General features: G+C 32.7%; 10 protein-coding genes. All 10 read right to left on the bottom strand.

Annotated elements, in window-relative coordinates; all coding sequences use genetic code 11:
* Positions 1-96: 96 nt before the first annotated feature.
* Positions 97-2,100 (bottom strand): DUF349 domain-containing protein, encoded by a 2,004-nt coding sequence (locus HM981_RS00265; protein WP_179336581.1) that lies wholly within the window; start codon positions 2,098-2,100, stop codon positions 97-99.
* Positions 2,101-2,203: 103 nt separating this feature from the next.
* Positions 2,204-2,977: a shikimate dehydrogenase family protein gene (locus tag HM981_RS00260; RefSeq protein ID WP_179336580.1), complete on the bottom strand. Its 774-nt coding sequence runs from the start codon at positions 2,975-2,977 to the stop codon at positions 2,204-2,206.
* Positions 2,946-3,965, bottom strand: a complete 1,020-nt coding sequence (locus HM981_RS00255; protein ID WP_179336579.1) for a DUF368 domain-containing protein — start codon at positions 3,963-3,965, stop codon at positions 2,946-2,948. The genes HM981_RS00260 and HM981_RS00255 overlap by 32 nt, the downstream gene beginning before the upstream one ends.
* Complete coding sequence (locus HM981_RS00250; RefSeq protein WP_179336578.1) at positions 3,965-4,933, bottom strand: DUF368 domain-containing protein; 969 nt, start codon at positions 4,931-4,933, stop codon at positions 3,965-3,967. Before HM981_RS00250 ends, HM981_RS00255 begins: the two co-directional genes overlap by 1 nt.
* Positions 4,934-4,970: 37 nt before the next feature.
* The gene (locus tag HM981_RS00245; protein WP_179336577.1) at positions 4,971-6,377 is read right to left on the bottom strand and encodes a tetratricopeptide repeat protein; all 1,407 of its coding nucleotides are present in this window, start codon (positions 6,375-6,377) and stop codon (positions 4,971-4,973) included.
* Between the two features lie 161 nt (positions 6,378-6,538).
* A complete protein-coding gene (locus HM981_RS00240) occupies positions 6,539-7,714 on the bottom strand; it encodes an aspartate aminotransferase family protein (protein ID WP_179336576.1) in 1,176 nt (391 codons plus the stop codon).
* Positions 7,715-9,517 carry an OstA-like protein gene (locus tag HM981_RS00235; RefSeq protein WP_179336575.1) on the bottom strand — a complete coding sequence of 601 codons (1,803 nt, stop codon included), beginning with the start codon at positions 9,515-9,517 and terminating at the stop codon, positions 7,715-7,717.
* A gap of 192 nt (positions 9,518-9,709) precedes the next feature.
* On the bottom strand, positions 9,710-10,990 hold the full coding sequence (locus HM981_RS00230; RefSeq protein ID WP_179336574.1) for an adenylosuccinate synthase: 1,281 nt from the start codon (positions 10,988-10,990) through the stop codon (positions 9,710-9,712).
* 11 nt (positions 10,991-11,001) lie between these two features.
* On the bottom strand, positions 11,002-11,454 hold the full coding sequence (locus HM981_RS00225; protein ID WP_179336573.1) for a Fur family transcriptional regulator: 453 nt from the start codon (positions 11,452-11,454) through the stop codon (positions 11,002-11,004).
* 112 nt (positions 11,455-11,566) lie between these two features.
* Complete coding sequence (locus tag HM981_RS00220) at positions 11,567-13,774, bottom strand: RelA/SpoT family protein (protein WP_179336572.1); 2,208 nt, start codon at positions 13,772-13,774, stop codon at positions 11,567-11,569.
* Between the last annotated feature and the right edge of the window lie 113 nt (positions 13,775-13,887).

Raw genomic sequence — 13,887 nt, 5'->3', positions numbered from 1 at the left:
AGCGACTAAAATACAAACAATTTTTATGTTTAAAAATTCTCTTTTAAAGTAAATACTGTAAAATTTATAAAATAAATTTTACAGTATTTTGTTAGTTTAGCTATACATACTACGAACCTTAGTTAATTTAGATTTCCACAACTCTAAATCCTTTTTATGGTTAGCAATATTGTTATGCACGTCTTTAACTAAAGGATTATCTGATTTTACATTAGAGAAAAACTGTAAGTTATTTTCTAATTGGTTGATTTCAGATTTAATGTCATCCATCCTCTTTTTGATAAAGCTATACTCGTTATCTAGTAATCTTGTATCGTTCGGATTTGCTAAATTTTCAAGTTTACTTTCAAACTTAATCATTTCTAATTTCGCCTTGTCCATTTTAAGCTTATCGAAACTATCATCGATTGCCTTATAGAATTTTCCATCTATATAGCGTTTGCTTTGTGGTACATGGCCAATTTCTTTCCACTCCGAGATTTTAGCTTTTAGAACTTCGATATCTGCTTTTGGGTCTTCGGTGAGTTCTAATGTTTTTAATGCGTCTAGAAGTTTCACTTTCTTATCAAAAGCATCAAATAAGTGTTGGTCTTCAGCTTTACGAGCAGAGTGCATTTTGTCAAAATAATGATTACATGCTCCTTTAAATTGCTTCCAGATTTTATCGCTATCACGTCTTGGTACGTGACCTATTTTTTTCCATTCGTTCTGAATATTCTTCATTAATGGAGTTACAGTAGCAAAGTCATCACTGTCTTTGTTGTCTTCTGCAATTTGTATTAAATCCTTTTTCTTTTTAAGGTTATCGTACTGGTCTTTCTTTAAATCTTTGTAGAAATTATTCTTACCACGATTAAAAGTTCTAACAGCATCTTTAAATTTAGCCCAAGTGCTTTCATTGACTTTTAAAGGGACTTTACCAGCTTTAAAGAATGCATCTCTTAGTGCTTCAATTTCTTTAATCTTTTTCTGCCAAGCACTATGAGAATCCGTTTTATCTTCTGCAATAGCTGTAATTTTAGCTATAATTTCTTCTTTGCGCTCAAGGTTTTTTTCATGAGCTTTATCCATGTCTGCATAATATGCTTGTCGCTTATCATGGATAGATTTTGTTGCATTACTAAAACGTTCCCAAATAACTTCTCTATGCTCTTTGCCAACTGGGCCAAGTTCTTCTTTCCATAGTTTATGCAAAACTTGTAATTCTCTAAACGAGCGGTTAGTATTCTCATCTAAAGCTAACTCTTCCGCACGTTCTATGATTTTTAATTTCTGATCATAGTTATGCTTAAAGTCCATATCTCTTAAATCATTATTAAGATGTAAAAAGTCGTAAAAACGTTCTACATGATGATGGTAAGTATTCCAAGCATTATTGTATTTGTCTCTAGGAATTGGGCCTGCATTTCGCCACTGTTCTTGGAGTTCTTTAAAATGTTTATAGGTGGTACCCATGTTTTCTTCAACACTAAGCAAACCTTTAATATCCTCTATAATTTGTAATCTATTATTAAGATTTTCTTGAAGATTTTGTTCACGCGCTTTGTAATAAGCATTTATAGAATGTTTGTATTCTTTATATAGCGTGTTGAATGATTTTTTGGTGTCGTTGGTGTAATAGAAATCTATAATATTACCACCTTCTGCAATAAACTCTTCCTTTTTCTCATCTATAAGTTCACTGAATTTAGCATTAAACTCGGTTTTTATCTCATTGATGTGTTTAGAAATGGTCTGGATTTTATGACTTTTTAATAGTCTACTAACTTCTACAGTTAGCTCATCCATAGACATGGCGTGATAATCTTTTTCCTCAACCTCATGACGTTCGGCATTAGATTCATCCTCAGCATCCTCAGCGTTAGATTCATCTATTTCGTTTACATGATTTTTATCTTCATCAGTTTTTGAAACACCTTCGGCTTCTACTGTTGTAGTTGTTTCAGTTTTAACTTCTGCTTTATCCGATGTTACTTCGGCATCTTGCTCAAGTTCTAGTTTTGCTTCAACTACAGGAGTTGTTTCTTGTGTTGGAGTAGTTTCTGTTGATTCTACTTCTTTTTTTCCATCTGCTTCTGGCAGGTTATCATTCTCAGACATACGTCAATGTTTTTTATTAGGATGTTAAAGATACTAACAGTTGTTAGAACTACAAAGGAAATGTATCTAGAGGTTTTAAATTATGATTTATATCAATACGGGATTATATGCCTAATTTATTCTTAAACCATATTTCCCATGATTTCTCGGCCTGTAATCTCAACATTTCCGAGCCATTTATAGTTGTTGCTCCTTTAAGTTCTCCACATTGCAAGAATTTTGTTTGCTCAGGATTGTAAATAAGATCGTATAAAATATGCTTACTTGTAATGGCATCATACGGAATGTTTGGACACTGATTAACCTTAGGGAATGTGCCAATAGGTGTGCAATTGATAATAATTGTATACTTTGAAATAATGTCGCTTGTTAAGTCTGAGTACAAATAGGTTACGTTTTCCTTTTGAGAGCGTGAGACAAAATCATATTTAATTTTTAGCTTTTTTAGAGCATAGGCTATAGCTTTAGAAGCACCTCCAGTACCTAGAATTAATGCTTTTTTATGATGTGATTTTAAGTGTGGTTTTAATGAATTTTTAAAACCATAAAAATCGGTATTGTAACCTTTTAGTTTATTGTTTTTTGTAATTCGAATGGTGTTTACAGCACCTATTTCTTTTGCACGTTTATTTAATTTGTCTAATAAAGGTATTACTTGTTCTTTATAAGGAATAGTAACATTTAAGCCTTTTAAATTGGATGTATCTTTAATAATGGCTTTAAGCTCGTCTATGGATTGTAAGTCAAAATTTACATAGGTGTGCTGTAAGTCTTCTTTTTTGAATTTATCGGCAAAATAACCTCTAGAGAAAGAGTAGGAGATGTCTTTACCTACGAGTCCGAATTTATAATTTAATTTGTCTTGTGCGTTTTCCATACCATTCTAATCCTAAAACTATAAGAATTCCAAGGGCAATATAAACAATTGCAATGTAAGTTTGTGTGTTCAATTCTGGTAAAAAGCGATCGTAATTGGAAATGATTTGTTTTCCAGTTGCATCTAAAATAAGCGAACCATCTAAATTGGTTTTAAAGACGGTGTTTTTCCAAGGCCAAACCACTCCAAGTGAGCCTATTATAAAACCCATAATAGTAGCGAGGGTTATATTTTTATAGTGTTTTAAGATGTAATTTAAAATATGAGAAAAAGTAACCAAACCAACAACAGAACCTAATGTAAACACGGCTAAGACTTTTAGCATTCTAATTCTTTGGACGTTATGAATAAATTCAAAATTACCACTCATTATATCAAAAATGGTATCATAAAGCGCATTTACAGAATCGACGAGTAACAGCACGTAATTACCTAAAATGATTAATATAAATGATCCAGAGAAACCAGGCAGCGTCATTCCAGAAACACTAATTATACCGCAAAAGAATACAAAAAACAGATTGTCGTTTTCAGTAGCAGGATCTAAAAAGCTAATGCTTAAACCTGCAATTGCACCAAGCGTTATGGCAATAAAAGTTGTTTTGTTCCATTCTTTAAAATCCTTACTGATGTAGTATATAGATCCTAAAATCATTCCAAAGAATGCACTCCAAACATAGAGTTCGAAATTAATAATAAGGTAGTCTAATAGTTTAGAAACACTAAAATAACTGACTATCATTCCTAGAAATAATAAGCTTAAAAACTTACCATTTATGTAACGATAGAAACTGCTAAATCGTGCATTTAATAATAGTAGAAAAGCCGTTTTATTTACGCGTTGTAATGAGTAGATAAATTCTTCGTAGAAGCCAGCAACAAAAGCGACAACACCACCAGAAACTCCAGGAACTTTATTTGCAGCTCCCATAGCCAAACCTTTAATGACCAAGAATACACGATCTTTAAGGGCTCTTGTACTTTGCATTAGGCCTTATCTTTTTGTTTCCCCAGAGTTTCTAAAAGAAGGATAGCAGCAAAACCAATAACCATAAATACTAAAGCCATTACCATTTCATTATCGCCAATATAAGACGATGGTAAAATACTTTTATCTAATAAGGTTACAATTTCACCTTCAGAATTAACACGGGTTTTTAAAACCTCTTTCCAAGGCCATATTTTATTAAGAGACCCAATCATAAAGCCTGTTAAAATAGCTAAGGTGAGATTTTTATGGTGTTTAAACATCCAATTTAAAGCTTTAGAAAAGACCTTAAGTCCAATTATAGCACCTACAGCAAGGAGTATAAACTTGAAAAAAGCATCTTTAAAAAGCTCCATATTTCCTGTTAGAATACCGTCTCTTAAATTATTAATAGTATCAATTGCAGTTTGATAAGCACCAAGAATTAACAAAATAAAAGCGCCAGAAACACCTGGTAATATCATTGCTATAATGGCAATAAATCCACAAAACAATAAATAGAAAGGACTATCTGGTGATGCAAATGGTTCTGCAAGCGTGATATAAAAAGATAATACCGAAGTGATGGCTATCGCTAAAATTATTTTGATAGACCAACCTTTAATTTGTTTTGCTATATATAGAATACTTGCTAAAACCAATCCAAAAAAGAATGACCAAAGTAAAACTGGCTCATGATGTAAAAGCCATTTAATAAGTTTTGCTAAGGACAAAATACTAATTGCTATTCCAGAAAATAGAGCCAGTAAAAAGTTGCCGTTGATAGAATTCCAAGCTTTTTTAAAACCCTCTTTTTTCCAAACTTTAAAAACACCAAGATTTACCTTGTCTATACTTTCAAGAAGTTCTTCGTAAATACCAGATATAAAAGCTATGGTTCCGCCAGAAACTCCTGGGACAACATCTGCTGCTCCCATGGCAATACCTTTAAATGTAATTACTAAATAATCTATAAATCGTCTTTGCATTCTTCTATTAATGAGTGGTGCTAAGGTAAGATTTTTTTTAGTTTGAAGACTTTTTAGCTTCTGAAATTATCGTGTTAATCATTGGCTTGTCTGCAAGCTGAGGGAAAATTTCTGCAATTATAAAGTTGTAGTCAATATTTAGGCGTGTGGCATTTTTAAGATGAAAACTACCTTCTTCATATTGATGAACCGTAAAATACAGACCTGATAGTCTATATTCTACTTCAGCATTTTCAGGATAAAACTCTGACGCTTGCAATAAATTAAAAATTGCGGCATCGTATTCTCCTAAAATAATTAAAACATCTGATCGGTTTATCCATGTATCTAATTCAAAATTACCTAATTCTAAAGCTTGCTTATAACCACGTTCTGCTTCTTCAAGAAAATTTAAGCGTTTATTAATAGTCGCGTACATTTTCCAATATACAACATTGTCTCCATCAATAATAACAGCCTTGTTTATGTAATGTAGCGCTTTTTGATAGTTGAGACGCTTCATATAAAATTTGGTAATGGCAATCCAACCTTTATCTAATAAAGGGTCTTCGTCTATGGTTTTTTTGAAAAACTGAACAGCTAAATCCTCTTCATCGAGTTTGGCATAACAATGGCCAATGCGTAAAAGGGCAAAAGATGTTGGGTCCTCTAAAGCTAATGTAATTTTATAATTTTCGAGAGCTTCTGTATAGTTGTCTAATTTTTCTAATACTTTACCTTTTTCAATATATGCACCTACAAAGGTGTCATCGGAAATTATAGCAAAATCGAAAGCATCATTTGCTTTTTCGTAATTTTTGGTTGTATAATATTGACGACCTAATTGATGCCAAGCCACTTCACAATAAGGATTGGTATCTAAGAATTTATTTAAATATTCGATAGCTTCTTTGTGTAATTTTAAGAAATCATAGCAGTATACAATATTATGTAGCGCAGAATAATCTGAAGTATCTGTCTCTAAACATTTTTTGAAATAAATAATGGCGCTTTCAAATTGATCTAAAAATAAATATTCCATACCAACTAGAGCGTAGAGATCTGCATCGTCTTCTGGTGTGCTAGACATTTCAATTGCAATAAGCAACGTGTCTATTGCCATTTGATGCTTGTCTTGCTTAGAAAGTACATTTGCTTTTTGAATGAAAATCTCTTCGTTCGTAGGTTCAAGATTATGAAGACGATCTAAAAGCTCATCTGCTTCTTTAAATTTATTTTCAATCACCAACATTTCAACTTGAAATAATCTAAGATTAATAGATGAAGGATGCTGTTCTAAACCTAGTTTTATGGCACGTTTAGATAATGCAACCTTACCATTTTCAAGGTAATGATGAATGATGTTTTCGAAATCGTTCGAATCAAAGAACAATATATTATTGGTCTTTAACATCGATTCAAATCGAGTAAGAGGGAAGTTTTCGTCGTCTTGACTATATTGCATAAATGGTTTAATAATTAGCTGAAATAAAATTACAGTTATCCACTGCGCGAGATGACTTTTTAAACTAATGTTCTTAACAAAATAATTAACATTGAGATATTACTTTATGTTAAGTGAGTTAAGGGTTTGTTTATTAGATCGTTAGTGTTGTTTTTTAATATTTAAATTTCGTCTAATATTGAAGTTATAATAGCACATCCTTTAATTATTTCATCATTAGAAATGGTTAATGGAGGTGTAATTCGGATGGCTTTGGGTTCAAAAAGTAACCAAAACAAGATTAATCCTTGGTCTTGAGCCTTCAAAATTACTTGACTTGTAAGATCTGCACTTTCTGTAAATGCGGCTAACATTAGTCCACGACCTCTAATATCTTTAATATGCTTGTGCTGAAGATGTTTTCTAATCAATTGTTCCTTTTCTAAGGTCTCAGCCATTAGATTGGATTCCGTAATTTCTTTCAAGGTTGCTAAAGCAGCAGCGGCAATAATAGCGTTGCCTCCAAAGGTTGTTATATGGCCTAGTTTAGGATTGTCACTTAAGCAATCCATCATTTGTTTAGATGCCGTAAACGCACCAATAGGTAAACCACCTCCTAATCCTTTTCCTGTAACTACAATATCTGGTTGGCAGTTGTAATTCTCAAAACCAAATAGTTTTCCTGTTCTTCCTATACCTGGCTGAATTTCATCTAAAATAAATACGGCTCCAACTTCGTTACAGCGTTGTTGTACTTTAGTTAGATAATTATTAGTTGGTTCAATAAATCCGGCTCCTCCTTGAATAGTTTCTAGAATAACTGCTGCGGTTTTATTTGTAATTTGATTTAAATCGGCTTCAGAATTAAATTCAATATGTTTAATATCTGGTATTAGTGGTAAAAAGGGTTGCTTGCGTTCTTCATAATCCATAAGGCTTAGAGAACCCATAGTATTCCCATGATAAGCATTTTTTGCAGCAATAATTTCTGAGCGCCCTGTGTAGCGTCTCGCTAATTTTAAACTGCCTTCAATAGCTTCTGTTCCTGAGTTTACGAGATATGTAGATTCTAAAGGTTTAGGTAAGTGTTTGGCTAATAACTTCGTTAATTCTAAAGCTGGTTGTTGGATATATTCACCATAAACCATTACATGAAGATACTTATCTAATTGTTCCTTTATAGCATTAACAACTTTAGGGTGTGAATGGCCTAAGCTACAAGCGGAAACTCCAGCAACAAAATCGAGATATGCTTTGTCTTTACTGTCGTAAATATAACTTCCTTTGGCATGACTAATTTCCATCGCTAAAGGATGCGGTGTCGTTTGTGCTTGATATTTTAAAAAGTCGTGTTTCAATTATTGACCTTCTTTTTTAGTTGTTTCGTTTGTCGTTTGATCTGTTTCTGTCTCTGATTTTAAAGGCTTAACTGTGGGCTTTTGAGGTAGACTTCTTGCGGCTTTATTTTCCTTTTTAGGAGTGGCTTTTCCGGCTTCTTTTACACGCTCAGTTAATTTGTCGTCTATAAATTCTTCAGGTGGAACATAATCGTCTAAACCTTTAATTTTTGTTAGATTTAATGGAGGATCATCTTTAAATAAATCGTCTACAGATAAAGGCTGTTCTTCTCCTCGCCAATCAAAACCTCTTAGTTTTCTAGCACTTTTAGGAAAATCTGATTCTGGAAAAATATCACCATCAACTTGGTTGATAAATCGGACTTCATCAATAGCTTGATCTAGGATTTTTACATTGATATTTCCAGATTTCGATTTTTGAATACCTATGAGTTCGTTGTCATCATTTCTTAAATAACGTATCGTTTCAGCATTTTTAATAATATCTACATTGTAAAGAGCATTATCTTCAAATAAGCCAATTAATCGTAGTCCTTTTATTTGGTTGAATGCATCTTCACTTATCGTGTCTTTACTTATTAAGAATGAGTTTTCAAATACCTTTAGAGAATCTAGTTGTTCAGTTTTAGGATTAGAAATTAAATGAATGGTGTCTCCGGTCATCTGATTTCCAATATTCCAAAGCACTGGTTTTCGTTGTAGTGCGAAAGCATCTGTAGAACTAAACCGACTTAGATTAATCATTTGTGTTAACCCTTTTTTATGGTCTACATGAATGGAATCTGCTTTTCCTGCCATGTCACTTTTATAAAGTCTTGCATTGTAATAAGCACGTGTTATGCGATTCTTAGGTTTTCCTGTAACCAATAACGTATCTGCATGCATGTAAATTGAATCATTTTCTTGAACTGTAATCGCTAAAGCACGTTTTGTAATATACATGGAGTCTTTTGCACGCCAAACTTCAGCATAATGACCTTTTACAATGCTATTATTAAGTGTATCGGTAACTGTAATATTATTGGTTGCGGAGGCAAAACTTTTATCGCGATCAAAATATAAGCTATCTCCTTCAATAGTGCGATTGTCATAGTCGATTTTTGAATTACGTTGAAAATGTCCTATATTATTATTGGTGTCGTAAAATCCACGTTCTGAATAAATTTTACTCGTTTCTCCAACAATTGTAGATGGTCCAAAGAGATAAGCATGTCCATTTTCTGTAAAGAAATCGAGACGTTCAGTTTTTAAGGTATAATCAGGATTTACAAGAACCACATCTTGAATAAATTGGTATTTACTCGTATTCATGTAATATCTACCAATTTGGCTTGTAATGGTTCCTGAAGAATCTCTTTCAACAGTTCCTTTAGTGTTGTAATAAGCTTGTTGCTTTGCTCTATCAAAGTAAAGCGTATCAGTTTTTAATATGGATTGTGGTTCTGTTAAAACAACGTCTCCTCTCGCGATAGCTAATTGAGATTTTCCGCTATATTCTAAATATTTGGCCACCATATTTATAGAGTCGCCTTGTTTCAATACAACATTACTAAAAGCTTCTATAAAATCTTGGTCTTCATAATAAATGGCTTTATCGCACCACATATTAATACCTTTATGAATAAAATGAACTTGCTGCGATTTGTCTCTTAAGAATACAAGTGCACCATCTTCAATTTCTGGAGCTGTTGAGGCATTACCAGCATATTCAATAGTTATTTTTTGTTTTTCTTGCGCATAGCTAAAAAAAGCAAAGGTGAAGCATAATAGAAATACGAGTTGTTTAAAACGTTTCAAAGGCATATGTTTTTTACAAAATAACACTTAATAGATTTGCTTTAGTATGTGTTAACGTTTTTTTTAACAGAACTGTATAGCTTACAAACCATTATAGTAGATAAAAGTATTGGTTTTTTTGAGAAAGAGTTTAAAGCAAAGACTATATATCTTTACTCTAAATTTTCACAAAAAAACCAATAATTTATTGAGGTCTAATTATACCGTTTTACGAATAATTGTCTGCTTACGATCTGGTCCAACAGAAACAATTGTAATAGGAATATTTAATTCTTGCTCTAAGAATTCTACATAAGCATTTAAATTATCTGGTAATTCTGAAGCTTCTGTCATTCCTGTTAAATCTGCAGCCCAACCTTTTACTTCTGTATAAATAGGAGTAACGTTTTCTGCTTCGATATTATATGGTAAATGCGTGATGGTTTCACCTTTATAATTATAAGCCGTACATACTTTTAAGGTTTTAAAACCAGAAAGTACATCACCTTTCATCATAATTAATTGTGTTACACCATTGACTTGACAAGCATAGCGTAAAGCAACTAAATCTAACCAACCACAACGTCTAGATCTTCCTGTTGTTGCTCCAAATTCTTGACCAACGCGACCCATAGTTTCTCCGTCTTCATCAAATAATTCTGTAGGAAACGGTCCTGAACCAACACGAGTTGTATAGGCTTTAAAAATACCGAAGACTTCGCCAATTTGGTTTGGTGCAACACCTAAACCTGTACAAGCTCCTGCGGCTGTGGTGTTTGATGATGTTACAAAAGGATATGTTCCAAAATCAATATCTAACAAAGAACCTTGCGCTCCTTCTGCTAAAATAGATTTTCCAGAAACTTGTGCTTGATGTATGTATTCTTCAGAATCTATGAATTTTAAACTTTTTAAAGTCTCAATAGCTTCAAAGAAATCAGCTTCTAATTCTTTTAAATCATATTGAATATCTACGTTGTAAAATTCAATCATTGCTTCATGCTTATCTGCTAAAGCTCTGTATTTGTCTTTAAAATCAGCTAATTCAATATCACCAACACGTATACCGTTTCTACCCGTTTTGTCCATGTAAGTTGGACCAATACCTTTAAGTGTAGAGCCAATTTTAGCTTTACCTTTAGAAGCTTCACTTGCAGCATCTAATAAACGATGCGTTGGTAAAATAATATGGGCTTTACGAGAGATGCAAAGTGATTTTCTATAATCAACATTTTGCTCTGCTAATTTATCGAGTTCCTTTTTGAAAATTACAGGATCTATTACTACACCATTACCAACAAGGTTAACCTTGTCTTCATGGAAAATTCCCGAAGGAATAGTGTGTAAGACATGCTTTTTTCCGTTAAAAACTAACGTGTGTCCTGCATTTGGGCCACCTTGAAAGCGTGCAATAATATCGTAATTAGAGGTAAATACATCGACAATTTTTCCTTTGCCTTCATCTCCCCATTGTAATCCAAGTAGTAAATCTACTGCCATTTTAAATCTTATTAGTCGTCTTTTTTACGATTACCGTAAAAATATAGTGAATGATTAGTTATCTGAATATCAAAAACCTCTTCTATGGTTTTTTTGATGGATTGAATTCGTGGGTCACAAAATTCTATAACCTCACCTGTATCTGTGAGAATTACATGATCGTGATTTTTATCGAAATATGATTTTTCGTAGTGTGCCTGACTTTGTCCAAATTGATGCTTGCGAACTAAAGCACACTCTAAAAGTAATTCTATTGTGTTATAAAGGGTTGCTCTACTTACACGATAGTTTTTATTCTTCATTTTAATATATAAAGACTCGATATCAAAATGCTCTTTACTATCGTAAATTTCTTGAAGTATTGCGTAGCGCTCTGGTGTTTTTCGGTGACCTTTTCCTTCAAGGAATTGCGTAAATACGCGCTTTACAATTTCCTGATTGTTTTCTTGTGTGTTTGCATTCATAATTAAGAAACAAATTTAAGTAATTTTTATAGGATATGAATTATAAATACAACTATTAACAGCTAAAGAAATGAACATGTTTTTAATAACTTTTTTAAACATGAAGAAAAGATCAAACTCTAGTTACCTTATCTATCCCATTAATCTTTTTAAGCTTGTCAATAACTTTCTTAAGCATGGTTTGGTTTTTTACTTCAACAGTTATTTTTCCTGTGAATACTCCGTCGTCACTAGAGAAACTTAAGCTTTTCATATTAACGTGCATGTTTTCTGAAATCAGTTTGGTAATATGATTTACCAGTCCCATATCATCAATACCAGATAAGGTAATTTGTGATGTGTACACTTGCTGCGACGAATCTATCCATTTGGCTTGTAAAATTCGATAAGCATAATTAGATTGAAGACTTACAGCATTTGGACAATTTTTCTTATGAATTTTAATCCCATCATTAATCGTTAGAAACCCAAAAACTTTATCTCCTGGAATTGGATTACAACAATTGGCTAAAGTATAGTTAAGCTTTTCTTCTTCTTTACCAAAAACTAACATATCATATTTAGAGGTAATCTCTTCTTTATGAATGTCTTTATGTACAGTAGGTTTATAGATTTTGTTTTTAAAATAACTGACCAACGCATTACTACGGGACGAGGCAAAAGCTTTTAATTTGGTGTTATCAATGCTACCTATACCAACTCGGTAAAATAAATCTAAAGAGGTATTCAGTTTAAAATAGCTTACTAATTCATTAATAGAGCTTTCATTTAATGAAACTTTAAGTTGTTTTAATTTTCGTCTTAAAATCTCTTTTCCTTCTTCTGCTATAAGCTTAGTATCTTCATTTAATGCCGATTTAATTTTGCTTCGTGCTCTTGCAGTTGTTGCATAATCTAGCCAATTGGCATTTGGTTTGGCACTATCTGACGTCATAATCTCAACCCGATCTCCACTTTGCAACACATGACTTAAAGGCATTAATTTACCATTTACTTTTGCACCACGTGTTCTTAAACCAACTTCTGTATGTATGCTAAATGCAAAATCGAGAGGCGTGGCTCCTTTTGGGAGTGATTTTAAATCTCCTTTAGGCGAAAAGACAAAAATTTCTTTAGAATATAAGTTGAGTTTAAATTGTTCTACAAAATCTACAGCATCTGCTTCATTGTTTTCTAAAGCTTCTTGCAAACGGTTAATCCATAAGTCTAGATTATCCTCTTTGTCATCTGCATTTTTGTATTTATAGTGCGCAGCATAACCTTTTTCTGCAATTTCATTCATACGTTCACTACGAATCTGAACTTCGACCCAACGACTTTTTGGTCCTACAACTGTAATATGAAGTGCTTCATAACCTGTAGATTTTGGAGATGATATCCAATCACGAAGTCTAATAGGGTTGGGTGTAAAATGATCTGTAACGATGGAATATATTTTCCATGCTAAGAATTTTTCGTTTGCAACATCGGTTTTATAGATAATTCTAACGGCAAATTTATCGTAGACTTCATCAAATGAAACGCCTTGTTTTACCATTTTTCTACGAATACTAAAAATAGATTTTGGTCTCCCTTTAATTTCGTAGTGTAAACCTTCTGTATTTAAAGAGTCTTCTATAACCTTAGAAAATGCTTTAATATAAGCGTCCTGGTCTTCTTTACTTTCTTTTATTTTTTCATGAATATCGTTGTAGACTTCTGGTTCGGTATATTTTAATCCTAAGTCTTCGAGTTCGGTTTTTATGTTGTAGAGTCCAATTCTGTGCGCAAGTGGTGCGTAAATGTATAGGGTTTCAGAAGCTATTTTAACCTGCTTGTCTGCTCGCATAGAGTCCATGGTTTGCATATTGTGCAAACGGTCTGCTATTTTTATAATAATAACGCGAACATCATCATTTAAAGTAAGCAGCATTTTTCTGAAATTCTCTGCTTGTAAAGACACATCCATGTCTTTTTTTAATGAAGAAATTTTGGTAAGTCCATCTACAATTCGAGCAACAGTTTCTCCAAAGAGTTGCTCCATGTCGTCAATAGTGTAGTCTGGGTTATCTTCTACGACATCATGCAACAATGCTGCTGCAATAGATGTGGCATCCATACCAATTTCTTGCGCTACAATTTTGGCTACAGCAATGGGATGAAAAATATAGGCTTCTCCAGATTTACGTCTTTGGTTTTTGTGTGCGTCTACTGCAACTTCAAAAGCATGACGAATTAATTTTTTATCCTCAGTGGTTAAGGTAAGGTAGCTTACTTTAAGTAATTCTTTGTAAGCTTTAGCAATGGCTGCGTTCTCTTTTTCAATGTCCTCTTCTGTCATAGAACTAAATTAGTGAATTGCTTTTTAATGGGCAATTGTTTTTTTGAAGGAAATTTAGAATTTATTTATATTGTAGAGTTCTAAATTTTAAAAAAAAACAACAGAACCCACAA

This window comes from Winogradskyella ludwigii (assembly GCF_013403985.1).
Lineage (GTDB): Bacteria > Bacteroidota > Bacteroidia > Flavobacteriales > Flavobacteriaceae > Winogradskyella > Winogradskyella ludwigii.
Note: the sequence above shows the minus strand (reverse complement) of the source record. Positions and strands in the feature narration are given on the sequence as shown.